Raw genomic sequence first — 14,868 nt, forward strand, 5'->3', positions numbered from 1 at the left:
TAGGTCGCAGTCACGAGACGCGTCCTTCCAGTCGTTCGATAAAGCCCAGCATGACCGCCAGCGCGGCGTCGGAATCCGCGGCCTCGACATGTTCGGCTGGGTTGTGACTGATCCCGCCCTTGCAGCGGACGAACAGCATCGCCGTCGGGCACAAAGCCGCCATGACCATCGCGTCATGCCCGGCGCCGGAAACGAGCCGGAAAGGCGCGATGCCCTGTTCCGCCACCGCCGCTTCCAGAAGATCGGTCAGCGCCGGATCGCAAGGAGACGCGGCAAGATCATTGGTCTGCTCGATCGCGATGGCGAGTCCGCGCCGGTCGGCGATCGCGCGGAGCCCGGCGAGGATCGATGCCGCCGCCGCGTCGCGCCGGGCATCGCTCCCGGCGCGTATGTCCAGCGTAAAGACAGCGCGGCCGGGGATGACATTCGGCGCCCCCGGTGCGACCTCGATCCGCCCGACCGTCGCGACAAGATCGGAGGCGTCGTCGCGCGCGATCCGCTCTGCCGCCAGCATCATCTCCGCCGCGCCGGCCAGCGCGTCGCGGCGCAGCGGCATCGTCGTGGTGCCGGCGTGGCCCGCCGTCCCGGTGAGGGTGACGACATAGCGTAGTTGCGCGGCTATGCCGGTGACGATTCCTACCGGTAGACCTTGCGCTTCGAGCGCCGGACCCTGCTCGATATGCGTTTCCAGATAGGCGAGCGCAGGAGCGTGCCGCGCCTCGGCCATGCCGTCCGGCGTAGCGCCGACCGCCTCCAGCGCGTCGGCCAGCGTTACGCCGGCCGCATCCGCCATGTCGGGAACGGGGTCCAGCGTCCCCGCGACCGCGCGGCTGGTCAGCATCGCGGCGGGAAAGCGCGAGCCTTCCTCATCCCCGAAAGCGATCACCTCGATGGGGAAGGGCGGCCGTCGGCCTCCCGCATGGAGCGCGGCCACGGTCTCGATCCCCAGCAGCACGCCCAGCGGTCCGTCGTAGCAGCCGCCGTCGCGCACGCTGTCGATGTGGCTGCCGATGATGAGTGCGGGGCCGTCCTGCGTGCCTTCGTAGCGACCGATGATGTTGGTCGCCGCATCGGTGGAGACGGTCATGCCGGCCTCCGCCATCCATTCCGCCAGTCTTTCCGTTGCGGCGCGCCATGCCGGGGTCAGCCAGCCGCGATAAAGGCGGCCGTCCATGTCGCTATAAGGTGCGACGGCCAGTGCGGTGCACCGTGCCACGGCCCGCGCGCCGCCGGGGGCCGGATCGCTCACCATGCCGCGACGCCACCATCGCTGCGCGGATCGGTCGCCCCTTCCAGCCGTCCGTCGGCATGGCGCACCACGGCGCCGGCATGACCCATCGTCGCGGTCGGCGGCCCGACGCGCTCGACCTGATGCCCGGCCGCCGCCAGCTCCTCATAGAGCGCGTCGGCGAACCCATCCTCGATCTTGAGGCTGGTCGACTGCTCGCCCCAGGTCCGCCCGAGCAGCCAGCGCGGGCCGCTGATCGCCTCCTGCAAATCCACGCCGAAGCGCGCATAACGGCTGAACAGGGCGGCCTGCGTCTGCGGCTGTCCCTCGCCGCCCATCGTGCCATAGGCCATCACCCGTCCATCGGTGAACTTGGCGAGCGCGGGGTTGAGCGTGTGGAACGGCCTGCGTCCAGGCTTCAGGGCGTTCCAGCCGCTTTTTGCCAGCCGGAAGCTCGCGCCCCGGTTCTGCCAGGTGATGCCGGTCCGGGGCAGCACCAGCCCGGAGCCGAACTCGAAATAGGTCGACTGGATGCACGACACGACCTGTCCGCGCGCGTCCGCCGCCCCGAACCAGCAGGTATCGCCCCATTGCGGCGGCGGCGGCCAGGGCAGGGCCGTCGCCGGATCGATCCGCGCCGCCATGGCGTCCAGCGCGGCGCCATCGTCAAGCAGGGCTTGCGGATCGGCTTTCATGAAGGCCGGGTCGCCGCAATGACGGTCGCGCCAGAGAAAGGCCTGCTTGGTCGCCTCCACCAGCCCATGGATATGGGCCAACCCGTCCACCGCTTTTACCTCCAGCCGGTCGAATAGGGCGAGGATCAGCAGCGAAGCGATGCCTTGCGTCGGCGGTGCGCTGTTGAAGAGGGTGCCTTGGCGGATGGCGACATGCAGAGGCGCCGACCGGGTGGCGCGGTGGCGGGCGAGGTCATCGGCGGACACCGGGCTGCCCAGCCCGGCGAGGTCCGCAGCGATGTCGGCGGCCAGCGCGCCGGCATAGAAGCTCTCCGGTCCTTCTTCTGCCAGCCTGTGCAGCGTGGCGGCCAGCGCGGGCTGGCGGATACGGTCGCCCTTCGTCAACGGACGGCCTTCCGGCTCGAAGATTGCGGTGTAGGCGCCGGGCTGGACGCGCAGTTCTGCGCTCTTGGCCGCCGCGATGCCCGCTCCACCAATAGTGACGGCGACGCCCTCGGTCGCATGATGGATGGCGTCGCGCAGCAGCCGGCCGAGCGGCAGGGTGCCGCTGTCGCCTCCAAGCGCCACCGCCCAACCCGAGACGGTGCCCGCGACCGTGTTCGCGGCCAGTGGCCCGCGCCAGGGGATCGCATCCAGCCCGGCATAGAGATCTAGCGTCGCCGCCTTGGCCGCCGCCCCGCAGCCATGGACTCCATGAACATGCCCGTCCGGCTCATGGATCAGCCAGAAGCCGTCGCCGCCGATCCCGGTCATATGCGGATAGACTACAGCCAAGGTTGCAGCGGTGGCGACGCAGGCTTCCACTGCCGTCCCACCGTCGCGCAACACCGATAACCCAGCCTCCGCCGCAAGATAGTGCGGCGCGGTGACGATGCCGTGACTGGACGCTCTGGTGCCGGTCATGTGCTCGCCTCGCCTCGGCTCGGGAGAGCAGTTGTACCGACGCGGCCGCTGCGCTCGAGTATGGCGGCCGCCTGAAAAATCTTCACCTCCCCCCAGGGCGGGCCGATGATCTGCACGCCGATCGGCAGTCCCGGCAGCCGGACCGGAGCAGCGATCACGGGTAACCCGATGAAGCTGATCGGTTGTGTATAGAGGCCGAGATTGGCGCGGACGGGAATCTCACGGCCGGCGATCATGACGGTCGATTCACCGATCCTGGGCGCGGTGCAAGGCGTCGCCGGTGCAAGCAGGACGTCGACCTCGCGAAAGAGGTCTACCGCTTCCCGCATAAATTTCCGGCGCACACGACGCGCCTGAAACGTGAGATTTGCAGGAAGCATCAGACCGGCAAGAAGACGATCGCGTACTGCCGGATCGAAATCCATGGCCCGGTTCTTCAAGCGATTCGCATGCAGGCTTCCGCCAGCCATGCCGGTCAGGCAGAAGGCGGCGGAGCGTGCGGCCTCGGTCCCTTCGAGCACGACCTTCCTGATTTGCGGAAAAGCCGAGGCTACATGGTCGACGGCGGCCAATGCCTCGTCACTCGCGCCTTGGCGGAACCATCCCTCCAGAACCCCCACTTGCAAGTCCGGCAATGACCTTTCCAGCAGCGGCGCGACGAGGTCGCACGGTCGCTCCGCGCAAGCCGGATCCAGGGGATCGGGGCCCTGCAGATGGTCATAGACCACAGCGAGCAGGTTGAGGTCGCGCGCTAACGGACCGATATGATCGAGATCCGCCACGAAGGGAAAGGAGCCTCCGCGCGAAAGCCGGCCATAAGTGGCCTTCAAACCATATATGCCGCATAGGGAGGCCGGTACGCGAATCGACCCGTTGGTATCGGAGCCAAGCGCTGCTGGCACGATTCCTGCCGCGACGGCGGCGGCCGACCCACCTGAAGATCCTCCTGCTATGCGCGTGGGATCGTGGGGATTGCGTGTGGGACCATAATGGGCGTTCTCGGTGCTGAAACCGTAGGCATATTCGTCCATGTTGGTCAGACCGACCAGGTTCGCGCCAGCGTCTGTCAAACGGCCGATCGCCGTGGCGTCTCTCCGCGCGGGCGGATGGTCGAGATTGATCCGTGAACCGGCGAGCGTCGGCCGGCCAGCGACATCGAACAAGTCCTTCGCGGCGAAAGGTAGACCCGCCAAAGGAAAGCGATGAGGCTCAGCGTCGATCCGGGCGGCCATTTCGGTGGCCCGTGTTTCGAGAACGGCGGTGAAGCAATTGAGATGCCGGTCGGCTTCGATATGACAAAGCGCGTCTCTGGCCCAGCTCGAAGCCGTTCCGGCGCTGCGGATTTTTGCGATGATCGAACGTGCGCTCACGGCTGCAGCACTTCCGCAGGATCGAGCAGCGCATCATCACCCTTGGCGACTATCGTGGCGTGGCTCAAAAGGAGAGCGAGGTTAGCCAGAACCCCCGTCATGCACTCCGGCGGTATCGTCAAGTCCAGCAGCCGTGCCGTAGCCAGAACATATTCCGGATGGTTCTCGCGCAACATTTACTCACCCTGACCGCACTCACACCAAGTCGGCAACCGGGTATAGATGTGCCCAAAGTCCTCTCAGCCAAGAAGCTCAACTTCTCGCTCTCATCGATGCCAAAATTAGTGCGGTGGAGGGTTTGACACGCCGCGCCTTCGATTCGGGTTGTATCAGACCCCAACTGGCGGCAGTGGTTTCACTGCCGCACCGCAATACAGGGTATTGGCTCGGAAAACTGAATCCGCTCCATGGGAGCAGACTTTCCTCACTGACGCGACGCCCCGAATTAGTCGCACCAAACTCATAGATCGCTCAATGTGACGTCACATGCACGCCTGACCTCCTGCGGCGTGGCGGGAGCGTCAAGACGAAACAGCGCCAGTTTGCCACGCTCCTTACGAGAAGCGCGGACCGCGTCCTTGACGGCAAAGAATACAGAAATAGCCAGAACGAGCGGCGGCTCTCCGACTTCCTTGGCCGAAAAAATTCCCTGATCATCAGGCGGAATGTTTATGACCGATGGATCGTTGCGTGGGAAAAGATAGACATTCATTTCCAGTGGGATGGTTACATGAGCAGGTATTTTGTACCGCCAGGTGTTTACCGTATTGAGCTTGCCCTCACGGTAGTTCGCGGCGATGGGCTTCGATTGTGTGACCAGTTCTTCTGTCAGAAGGTAACCCACTCCCTGTATGAAAGCGCCTTCGACCTGGCCAATGTCGAGTGCCGGATTGAGGCTCCAGCCCATGTCATAGACGATGTCCGAACTCAGGATTTTCGTCTCACCAGTGAGCACGTCGATTTCGACGACCGAGCAGGCAGCCGAGTAGGTGTAGCCGACGAACTGATTAAGTACCCCGCTCGGATCTGTCGAACTCGGTGTGATCCCTGGGATTTGCGGCTGCTTGTCCGCCGGCTTGAACCCAAGTACCGGCATGTCGAAATCACCTTGCGGAATATCAATGTTAAAGGTAGCGGTCAGGCCCAATCGGTAAACATAGGCTAGATTAACAATATTCTGCCAGATAAGCGCGGGTGCCATATTCGGAGGGCTGACTTCTGCCGCCCAGCCCTGCAAGCCATAATTCCAGAAATCAATGCCATGAGCTTTACACCAATCGTCGCCATTGTCCTTTAGCAATTGATATCCGAAATCCATAAGTCGTTTGCGCAGAATTTCAGCGGTGCGCTTCACTGCTTCGCAGCTGTATGGCGTTCCCGTCGAGGCGCCGCTGCTGGTGGTATTCGGGGTGGTATCCGTCTGCGGGCTCTCGACGTGAATGAGATCAAGAGGAATGTTGAGGACATAGGCAGCCACTTGCTGAACCTGAGTCAGCAGGCCTTGTCCCATTTCGACTCCGCCTTGATGGATCACAATCGAGCCATCCGCCTGGTTCGCAACAATGATGGCGGTGGATTGTTTCAGCTGCTCGAAGTTGTAGCCTGAACCATATTTCACCGGTATCATCGATATGCCGCGCTTCCGCCATTTATTTTTACTATTGAAATCCTCTACATCCGACACCTTTTTGTCGTAGTCGCATTTCTCCTTGAGATAAGCCCAGACCTCCTTGATATAACAGGCTGTGAGTACCTGCCCGTAGGGAGCCATATCTCCTCGAACATAGAAGTTCTTTTCGCGTATTTCTTCCGGACGAATACCAAGCTGAGCGGCCGCATCATCGATCGCGTTTTCGAGGACCGTCTTTCCCTGAATATCTCCGAAGGAGCGCATTGCCGTGTTGGGAGCGGTGTTGGTGCGGCAAACGTCGATCTGGCTTTCGAAATTCGGGATCATGTATGCGTTGTCAATGCGCGTCTGGATGCAATTCGAGACGATATAGGAGCAATCATAATAGGCTCCGCCGTCGGCCCACATAGTGAGATGAAGGCCGCGGATCAGCCCCTTGTTCTTGTTGTCAACCGTACCATCGTCCACGGCGATCTGACATTCGCCATAGAGGGCATGGCGCTTGCCGATGAGGGCCGTGTCCTGATCTCTCGGCACGATCAAACGAACAGGCCGGTTCAATACGCGGGCCGCGACCGCTGTTGGCGCAGCAACAAACCTGGTCTGCTCAGTCTTGCCTCCGAAGCCCCCTCCCAGCAAGGCAGTTTGGATCTTGACCTTGTTATAGTGGCTGCTCAGCGCCATTGCGACAGACTGCTGTATCTCAAGTGGGCTTTGGGTGGAGGAATGCACAACCATGCGCCCTTCGTCCGATGGGATCGCCAGAGCCGCCTGCGTTTCCATGTAAAAATGCGCTTGCCCACCGGTCCGTTGGCTATTCGCAATACGCGTGCAGGATATGCCGCCAACGTCGATATGCTCGGCGACAACTATATCGGGGTGTCGCGGAGCGCCATCTTCGGTGGCCATCCAATCAAATTGGCTGTGTGGTCGGGTAATCTTCCAGACGTGCATCACCCATGGCGCAGTCGCGGGCGAATCCGGGAAGATGCTGCCGCGATCGATGGCATCTTCAAGCGTCAGGACAGGCAAGTTCCAAGGCTGATCCCACTCGGCCTGCGTCACATCCACGCACTGCTCATTGACCAACCGGGTGATTCTTAGCGCTGCCTCTTCTGTTTCTGCAATAAGAAGCCCGAGACATTGGCCGACATATAGAACAATGGCGTCTGCAAATAGCGGTTGATCCAGTCCAATTCCTTGATAGTTGACGCCGTATTTTGGTATGTCGCTATATGATATAATACTAACAAATTCGGGGAACTGTTCTCGTAAATATTCAGAGAGATCATCCATGGTCAGTGTGGCGTCTAGGTCACCAGGCCGCTTAAAAGCGGCCTTGCCCAATGCGGCATTCGCCTGAACCACGCCCGCATAGAGCGTGCGGGGAGGTGGCGCGATCTCCTGTGTATAGTGGGTCTGTCCAGAACATTGAGCCAGAGCGGTACCTTTAATATAGGGTTGGGATACAGGCTTCTTGAAATCCTGAACGGTATAATATTGGCGCCCAGTGCTGCTAGGCCAGTTTCCCCAATATTCGTTTCCAGCCGATTCCAGATGCGGCGGAACCTTCCCGCCTCGTTTAACGAGAGCGTTCAGCATCGCCTTGTAAAACATGCTGACTGCTGACGAGGCTTTGTAATTGTCCGTAAATCCTTCGTCAGGAACATTGGCAAATGCATCTTGCCACTGTGCAAGTGCGGCCCGAACCTCTTCATCGAGTATGCTGCAAAGTTTGCTTATGAGGTCCAGGGAAAGCTCGTTGCCCTGGAGAGCGCTTTCCGTCCTAGACGCACGCCAAGGGAAAGAAGCGATATTGCCGAAGATCAACCTGGCCGTAGCAACATTGAGGCCATCACCAAAAGAGAGGTTGGTAGCCGCGTTAACGATCGCATGGGAATTCACCTCACGAAGCGCCACCTTTTGCGAGAGGACCACCCCATTGTCTTTGCTTAGCGGAACAGAATATGACATTAGAATATAGCGCCGCAGGTTCTGACTCTGTTCCGATGGCGGAGGGTTGGCGACGATCTTCTGCACCATTGCCTCAAGCGTACTGCTCTGCTTGACAGCCTGTGCACTGCCATCCGGCTGCAGGACGATTTCATAATATTCAACCTCCGCGTCGAGCGCGAACAGTGTTGTCACGAAGTCGGACGGAAATGGCGTATCTCCGTGGATGTTATGGAGCACGAGCATTGTATTGCCGCCAATTGTTGCGGCATTGCGGACAATCCGTCCAGCGGTACGACGTGCCATGTAGAGCAATGCTTCAAGAGACGGGTCAATTACCTGTCCAATGCCGGGATAGGTCAGAACATGATCTATGAACTGGCTGTATGTTAACGTCGCCCCGAAATAGAATGAATCTCCTGCAAAACTAGGAGCAATATTGATATCCGATATGCCTCGCAGATCAACTACCGCCGGAGCATCGTCACGGGTAAACCATTGGTCATATATCCCGAAAGATGTTCCCCCATGAATGAAGCGCGGTGGGTTTTTCCACCAATCGTCCTGCCAGAGGACCATCAGTTCTTCTACAGTGGTCGGAGCATGCCAAGCCGGAATGCCGTCGGCACCGTCCGTGGACAACGGGATGACCTTCGGCCACTTGTTCGGAACGGGGATCGAGACGGTGCTACCAAGGGGATCATCGACCGGCGGGTCCTCCAGGCACTGCATTACCGTTTGCGATTCAGGGTCTTCCTCCCAGTCTTTGGCAAAACTTTTCATGCCGGTGAGAATCGGACGATATCCCGTACATCGGCATAGATTTCCGTCGAATATGTCCTCGATCTCTTTCTTGCTCGGTGACGGGTTGGTCCTGATGAACTCGGACATGTTCATCACAAAACCTACGCTGCAATAACCGCACTGACTACCGTTGTTCTTAGCCAGTGCGTGAGCGACGGGATTGGGGTGATCGCTAGCTGCCACCGCTTTTTGCCCTGCAATACTCGCCGAGGCTGTTGCATTCTGCTGTCGGGCAAGTGTGATCGTGTCGAGAAGCGCTGGCGCGATAGGATCGTCTATCCTCGGGCCGGCACGGGAACCTGTCGGATGGTGGAGCAAGTAGCGGCTTGGGTTGGGTGGGATGGAGCCGGTGCCCTCAATGGTGGTGATTGCCAGACCGTTGAGAGAACAGAGCCGCCTGAGACAGGAGTTGATGGCGCGATGCTCCACTCTGCCATCTTGCCCGGCTTGCCCGCCAAATATCGGCGTGGACAAGATAACAGTGCAACCACCACAGCCGCCTTGGCCACATGGCTTCTTCGTTCCGGTAAGCCCCACGTCAGGCGACCGCAGGTAATCAACCAGCAGCGTTTCGGGCGAGGGGTTGGATATCCATATATCTTTCCCGTTTAGAATAAAGTGAAGCTCACCCGACATCTGCCGCTCCTGTTTTGGTAACCCTTCAATGAAGTAGCAACAATCGCGTGGGCCTGCCGGAAATAGCTCTAGCTTGTTCCTGGTTTGAAAAATTACGGCGCTTGCGGACGCGCGAAGTTGGCTCCTCTGAAGGAAATTGTGCCCTCAGAATGTTATTCACCAGCGCCATTTTGCGGCCAGCCTGCTCTATCAATTCGCTCGCTCGGCACCAATTCTGCGCAAGCGGTGGATCGCTTTCTTGCTGTGAGACCGGTAGGGTTTTGGTATCCGAATTCAAGGACGAGGTAGCGTTAGAACTACCGCTGTTCACGAAGCTTTGGCTTAATTTATTCCGATGAGTTCAACGCTCTTACTCGTGCCAATACGATTGGCTCCAGCATCAATCAGCACCTCTGCTTGTGAGCGGTCTCGGATGCCTCCAGAAGCTTTAACGCCCACGGATGGGCCGACGGCGGCGCGCATAAGCGACACATGCTCAGGCGAAGCCCCAGCATGAGAAAATCCAGTGGACGTCTTCACGAAATCGGCGCCGGCCTCGACCGCCCCGTGGCAGGCCGAGGCGATCTCCGCATTTGTCAGCAGGCACGTCTCAAGAATGACCTTGAGGCATACGCCGTGGCAAATCGATTTTAGCAGAGCGATCTCCTGCGTGATCGCTGCAAAATTTCCTTCCTTCGCGGCGGCGATATTGATCACCATATCAACTTCGCGGGCGCCCTGCTGAATGACCCATTCGGTTTCGAACGCCTTGAGGACGCTCGGCACGGCACCGAGCGGAAAACCTACGACCGCGCATGGGAGTACGGTGCTGCCTTGCAGGCTGCTGGCAACCAGCGGGATGTACAGAGGGTTCACGCACACTGCCTTGAAGCCGTGGGTCAGGGCCTCACGGCAATAGTGCTCCACCTCGCTTCCTCTCGCGTCGGGGCGTAAGAGGGTGTGATCGATCATGGCCGCCAGGGCCTCTCGCGTAAGCGACATTCATTCTTCCTGTTGGATCACGGCCCGCCCATGCAGGGCGAGCCGGAACTACGACATGCTTGGTTTACAAAGGGCCTGGGGACTAAGCGGCTATGGCCGGATACAGGTACGCCTTGCCCTTCTCCGCCTTCTTACTGTCCCACCCCGCGAGAATAGCAACGGCCCTGGCGGCAACTTTCGCGCACCTCGCGATCGAAGGAGTGGTGTCCGCGCGCTGCTCCGTGATTCGATTGGCACCGACGGAGCAGATCATGCCGCCCCGGAAACCAAACAACTGAGCGAGCGTGAAAATCGTCGCTGCTTCCATCTCGAAATTGGCGACCTTCGCTTGCCTTAGGTCGTCAATCACATGATCCATGCGAGCCTGCCGGAACCCCCCCGGCATCTGATTCACCTCGCCTGCGTAAAAGCTGTCAACGCTGGCGGAGAGGCCGACATGGTACTTCTCGCCAAGTTCTTCTGCAGCCTGGATCAAGGCCATTACGACTTCGTAGCTAGCGATCGCCGGATAGGATTTGTCGACATAGGCATCGACCGTTCCGGTGAGCCTGAGAGCACCCGTCGAGATGATAAGGTCACCAGGCTCCATCTCCGGTTGTAGCGCCGCGCATGATCCGACGCGGATGAAAGTGTCGGCACCACAGTTCGAAAGCTCGACAATGGCGATGTCGGTGGACGGGCCGCCAACACCATGTGAGCAAGCGCCAATCTCGACGCCATCAATCGTCCCGCGCGCGGTTCGATACTCACGGAAATGAGCGACGTCCTCGTAGCTGTCCCACGCCTTGCCCAGAACCGGTACGCGACCGGGATCGCCCGGGGTGAGGACGTATCGCGGAACATCTCCCGGACGAATCTTCAGATGCATCTGTAGGCCGCCCGGGTGAAGAGGGGAATCGGTAACGCTCATTCTATTGTCCTTTTTTCGATGGCAGGTAATCGGTGGAATAGATGTTCTGGATATCGACCCGTCGCTTCAATCCACCGAATTGCGTCAGAATGTCCTGCGTCTGGCTAATAACACTTGGCTGAAATGCGCAGGTGCCATGGGCGCGCGAGAATTCGGTGTAGATGTAGGCGGCCTGGTGCTTGAGTTGGGCGGCCTGCTGAGCCGGATCGAGTTGAGGGTTCGCGAGCATCAGCGCGCCTACAGTTTCCTGCTGATGGCTATAGGCATAATCGTAACCGCGCACGGTGGCCGCGACGAACCGGCGTACCAGATCGGGGTCGGATTTGAGGATTTGCGGGCGGGTGAAAATGGCCTCGGCGTAACTATTCACCCCATAGTCTGAAGGCAGGATCGCAGACGTGCTGTATCCCATGCGCTCCAGCGCCAGTTGCTGATTCACAGTAAAGCCGGTTCGGGCGTCGACGCTACCGTTTATGAGCAGTTCGGTGCTGGGGGAAACCACCAGATGTATCTTGCTCAGAGATACTTTCTGCTTCGCCAGCATGGCTTTGATGAACGTCCATGGGCCACCCTCATTATAGGCTAGCGTTCGGCCGACCAGATCCTGAGGAGTATGTATCTGCGACTTCGCTAGTGAAATGACGCCAACGGGATAGCGTTGAAAGCAGGCGCCAATGATCCTGAGGTCCATCCCTTGGCTGACGCCAAGAATGATGTTCCCAATATCGTTGGTGCCAAAGGTATTGGCTCCTGAGGCCACCAATGCGGCGGAATTCAGGTTTGGCCCGCCGGGCAGGATGTCGACATCGAGGCCGACTTGTCGATAAAATCCCTTCTCTCTGGCCATGATATAGCCAGCAGCCTGCGCGTTGATGAGCCAGGGCAACCGGAGCGAGATTGCTTTGCCATTCGCGCCCGATCGGACGCCGGCCATCTCGGTCGCGCGCAGCGCCAGTCCCATCGCAATCAGAAACGCCAATGCGAGGGCGGTCAGGCCGAGCTTGCGATAGCGGCTCATATCCGATGCGCCCCGCCGAGAACTTGCCAGACCATCAATCTTCCGCCTGCGCTTCAGGCCAATAGAGGCAGAGTTTTTCCGCCAGAACCACGATGTAGAAGAGGATGATCGTGGCTATGGAAGAGATCACGATTGCTGAGAAAAGCATGGTGGTGTCTTGCTGATAGCCGGCTGTGACGATTACCGTTCCGATGCCGAGATTTGCTCCTGTGAACTCTGCGACGATGGCGCCGATTACTGCGGTGCTTGAACTGATCTTCGCTGCGGCGAAGATGTAAGGGAGCGCCGCGAACCAGCGGGCATGGAAAAAACTCTGGCGTTTGCTCGCTCCGACTATGGCTAGAAACTCCATTGCCGGGCGTCCGACCGTCCTCAAGCCCTTTGCTGCGTTGACGAGAACCGGGAAATAGCATGCGATAGCCGAGATCGCGATTTTCGGTGCGAGCCCAAAACCAAGCCATATGGTAAGCAGTGGCGCAATCGCCAGGATTGGAACCGCCTTGATGATAAGCGCCCATGGGAAGAGCGCACGTTCCAGCGTCCGCGAATAGAGAAAAACCACCGCGGTCAGGATCGCTAGAAGGGTACCGATCAGGAAGCCGGCCATGCTTGCCGCCATCGTCGAAACGAGATTCTGAAAGAGCATCGCACGCGCTTCGATCATCTTCGTCAGGATCGCGCTAGGCGCCGGCAGAAGGTAGGTTGCGATATTGAAGGTGCGGACGATCAGTTCCCACGCTACGCCGACTGACAGGAACAGGGCGAACGCTGGCGCGGAACTTCGGAGTTGCGATGCAAAGCGCGGCATAAAGGCGGACTGCTCAGGCCGCATGGATCGACGCCTCGAGTTGGTCGAGCTGGGCGAGGTAGTTCTCTCCATGCTGGCCCCGTCCGCTTGCCTGACGCGGGTTGAGCACCGCCACGATCTCTCGAACCCTGCCCGGCCGTGGCGCCATGATGACGATCCGATCCGACAGATGCAGTGCTTCCGGGAGTGAATGGGTGACGAGGATGATCGTCATTGGCCGCCTGCTCCATATCCGAATCAGCTCATCATGGATTTCACGGCGCGTGAAATCGTCGAGAGCACCGAACGGCTCGTCCATGAGCAGGATCTCCGGCTCGTAGGAGATCGCCCTAGCAATCGAGATGCGCTGGCGCATGCCGCCCGAAAGCTGAGCCGGATAGTGATTGGCGAAATCGCCAAGCCGCATCATGTCAAGCAGCGATCGCGCACGATCAAGGCGTGTATGTGGCTGGCCGATTTCTGCAATGTCGAGAGGCAAGAGGATGTTCTGAAGAACGGTCTTCCATGGAAAGAGCCCGGCCTCCTGGAAGACAAAGCCGAATTTGGTATGGCGCTGATAATCCTCGGTGGTTGTTCCCATAATCGACAGGTGCCCTCCCGATGATTTAGCCAGACCACTAATGATCCGGAGCAGCGTTGACTTTCCACAGCCGCTTCTGCCGACGATAGAAACAATCTCTCTTTGCTGAATTTCGAGGTTGACTTCCGACAGCGCTTGGACGGGACCGCTGCGTCCTTCAAAGGACATCGACACATGCCTTAGCGCTACCGCAGGAACCGCCGATGAAGAAGTGGGAGCGATATTTGAGACGGAATCAGACTGCACTAGCGCCCCCATTTGTAGCTCACACACATAGCTCCGCGCGCATCGTGACCGATCCGCACTAAACATGCTCACGATAATGAAGCATTTTCGCCCTTTCGCACCAGCAGCATTTTTGCGACAAAGTGCTCGAATTTTAGCAGCGGAATGAAAGAAGGGAATCGTCGATGGCAATGATCCGAACGGCGTTGCTGTATTTCGATCAAGCGGTGAAGGATGGTTCGATCCGAAAGGCTGCGGACAACCTGCATGTCGCGTCTTCCGCCGTGAATCGACAACTTCTTCAGCTTGAACATGAACTCGGTGTTGAGCTGTTCGTACGTCTTCCGAGGGGAATAAGGGCAACCGCCGCTGGTGAGGCGGTCTTAGGATATGTCCGTCGATGGAACCGGGAGGCGATCGCGCTCAAGCAAGAGATCGGCGGGCTGCGGGGTGGTATCCGGGGTACGATCCGGATAGCGGCCGCCGAGAGCCTGACGGAGCAAGTGCTGCCCCATGCCATGAGTGCGCTCCAAGTCCGCTTTCCGCTTGTCGACTTTTCGCTTATATCGGGCGACAATTATCGGATCACATCTGAATTACTTGCCAAGGAAGCGGACATCGTTCTTGCCTATGATGCAAAGGCAAGTAGGCGCGCTGACATAATATATACTATCACGTCTGATATCGGTGTCGTAACCACACTTGATCATCCTTTGAGCAAATTAGATAGAATTTCGTTGGCGGATTGTGCCGCATTTCCAATTATTGCGCCGGGTGATGACTGGCTTCGGCATAGCGGATTGGAAGATCTCTTCGCCCAGGATGCCACGGCTCGTCGTGTAGTCGCCCGAGCCGAACGTCCGGGAATGCTGAAATCGCTTGTCAGAGCTGGCTTGGGCATTGCATTCCTATCGTCTCTTGGCGTCAAGCAAGACGTAGAGGAAGGAAAGCTTGCATGGACGCCTATGGCCCCGGGGATCGTTAAGCCCTCCATCGTGGCGCTGATGATCGCCCGGGGGAAGTCGCCGTCTATCTACACGAGTGTATTCATTGAAATTCTCAAGGAAGAGCTGAGAAATTTACAAGAAAGTTAGGCAGTGACTTCCCTCGTGCAGTCACGAAATGGC

At 59.0% G+C, this 14,868-nt stretch carries 11 protein-coding genes; 1 reads left to right on the top strand and 10 read right to left on the bottom strand.

The window, feature by feature from the left end:
- Positions 1 to 10: 10 nt before the first annotated feature.
- The 10 genes from WFP78_RS18065 to WFP78_RS18110 form a co-directional block, all read right to left on the bottom strand.
- Complete coding sequence (locus WFP78_RS18065; RefSeq protein ID WP_070932379.1) at positions 11 to 1,252, bottom strand: allantoate amidohydrolase; 1,242 nt, start codon at positions 1,250 to 1,252, stop codon at positions 11 to 13.
- Entirely contained in the window at positions 1,246 to 2,826 is a 1,581-nt protein-coding gene (locus WFP78_RS18070) for a gamma-glutamyltransferase family protein (protein WP_070932377.1), read from the bottom strand. The genes WFP78_RS18065 and WFP78_RS18070 overlap by 7 nt, the downstream gene beginning before the upstream one ends.
- The gene (locus WFP78_RS18075; protein WP_070932375.1) at positions 2,823 to 4,196 is read right to left on the bottom strand and encodes an AtzE family amidohydrolase; all 1,374 of its coding nucleotides are present in this window, start codon (positions 4,194 to 4,196) and stop codon (positions 2,823 to 2,825) included. Before WFP78_RS18075 ends, WFP78_RS18070 begins: the two co-directional genes overlap by 4 nt.
- Positions 4,193 to 4,372 (bottom strand): DUF4089 domain-containing protein, encoded by a 180-nt coding sequence (locus WFP78_RS18080; protein WP_070932373.1) that lies wholly within the window; start codon positions 4,370 to 4,372, stop codon positions 4,193 to 4,195. The genes WFP78_RS18075 and WFP78_RS18080 overlap by 4 nt, the downstream gene beginning before the upstream one ends.
- Positions 4,373 to 4,656: 284 nt before the next feature.
- Entirely contained in the window at positions 4,657 to 9,219 is a 4,563-nt protein-coding gene (locus WFP78_RS18085; RefSeq protein WP_070932371.1) for a molybdopterin cofactor-binding domain-containing protein, read from the bottom strand.
- Positions 9,220 to 9,540: 321 nt separating this feature from the next.
- On the bottom strand, positions 9,541 to 10,200 hold the full coding sequence (gene deoC, locus WFP78_RS18090; RefSeq protein WP_070932369.1) for a deoxyribose-phosphate aldolase: 660 nt from the start codon (positions 10,198 to 10,200) through the stop codon (positions 9,541 to 9,543).
- An 82-nt stretch (positions 10,201 to 10,282) separates the two neighbouring features.
- Complete coding sequence (locus WFP78_RS18095) at positions 10,283 to 11,110, bottom strand: nucleoside phosphorylase (protein WP_070932367.1); 828 nt, start codon at positions 11,108 to 11,110, stop codon at positions 10,283 to 10,285.
- A 1-nt stretch (position 11,111) separates the two neighbouring features.
- Positions 11,112 to 12,128 carry an ABC transporter substrate-binding protein gene (locus WFP78_RS18100; protein ID WP_336965537.1) on the bottom strand — a complete coding sequence of 339 codons (1,017 nt, stop codon included), beginning with the start codon at positions 12,126 to 12,128 and terminating at the stop codon, positions 11,112 to 11,114.
- A gap of 34 nt (positions 12,129 to 12,162) precedes the next feature.
- Positions 12,163 to 12,960 carry an ABC transporter permease gene (locus WFP78_RS18105; RefSeq protein ID WP_191225138.1) on the bottom strand — a complete coding sequence of 266 codons (798 nt, stop codon included), beginning with the start codon at positions 12,958 to 12,960 and terminating at the stop codon, positions 12,163 to 12,165.
- Positions 12,950 to 13,684 carry an ABC transporter ATP-binding protein gene (locus WFP78_RS18110; RefSeq protein WP_191225137.1) on the bottom strand — a complete coding sequence of 245 codons (735 nt, stop codon included), beginning with the start codon at positions 13,682 to 13,684 and terminating at the stop codon, positions 12,950 to 12,952. The genes WFP78_RS18105 and WFP78_RS18110 overlap by 11 nt, the downstream gene beginning before the upstream one ends.
- A 242-nt stretch (positions 13,685 to 13,926) precedes the next feature.
- Here WFP78_RS18110 and WFP78_RS18115 point away from each other — a divergent pair, with 242 nt between their 5' ends.
- A complete protein-coding gene (locus tag WFP78_RS18115; protein ID WP_070932360.1) occupies positions 13,927 to 14,835 on the top strand; it encodes a LysR family transcriptional regulator in 909 nt (302 codons plus the stop codon).
- The last annotated feature ends 33 nt before the right edge of the window (positions 14,836 to 14,868 follow it).

Origin of the sequence: Sphingobium aquiterrae, from assembly GCF_037154135.1 — a bacterium.
Taxonomy (GTDB): domain Bacteria; phylum Pseudomonadota; class Alphaproteobacteria; order Sphingomonadales; family Sphingomonadaceae; genus Sphingobium; species Sphingobium aquiterrae.

What these genes read in the sequence shown, in the direction of transcription:
- WFP78_RS18115 (WP_070932360.1), top strand. Translation starts at nt 13,927, where the DNA reads ATGGCAATGATCCGAACGGCGTTGCTGTATTTCGATCAAGCGGTGAAG.
- WFP78_RS18100 (WP_336965537.1), bottom strand. Translation starts at nt 12,128, where the DNA reads ATGAGCCGCTATCGCAAGCTCGGCCTGACCGCCCTCGCATTGGCGTTT.
- WFP78_RS18065 (WP_070932379.1), bottom strand. Translation starts at nt 1,252, where the DNA reads ATGGTGAGCGATCCGGCCCCCGGCGGCGCGCGGGCCGTGGCACGGTGC.
- WFP78_RS18080 (WP_070932373.1), bottom strand. Translation starts at nt 4,372, where the DNA reads ATGTTGCGCGAGAACCATCCGGAATATGTTCTGGCTACGGCACGGCTG.
- WFP78_RS18105 (WP_191225138.1), bottom strand. Translation starts at nt 12,960, where the DNA reads ATGCGGCCTGAGCAGTCCGCCTTTATGCCGCGCTTTGCATCGCAACTC.
- WFP78_RS18110 (WP_191225137.1), bottom strand. Translation starts at nt 13,684, where the DNA reads ATGTCCTTTGAAGGACGCAGCGGTCCCGTCCAAGCGCTGTCGGAAGTC.
- deoC (WP_070932369.1), bottom strand. Translation starts at nt 10,200, where the DNA reads ATGTCGCTTACGCGAGAGGCCCTGGCGGCCATGATCGATCACACCCTC.
- WFP78_RS18095 (WP_070932367.1), bottom strand. Translation starts at nt 11,110, where the DNA reads ATGAGCGTTACCGATTCCCCTCTTCACCCGGGCGGCCTACAGATGCAT.
- WFP78_RS18085 (WP_070932371.1), bottom strand. Translation starts at nt 9,219, where the DNA reads ATGTCGGGTGAGCTTCACTTTATTCTAAACGGGAAAGATATATGGATA.
- WFP78_RS18070 (WP_070932377.1), bottom strand. Translation starts at nt 2,826, where the DNA reads ATGACCGGCACCAGAGCGTCCAGTCACGGCATCGTCACCGCGCCGCAC.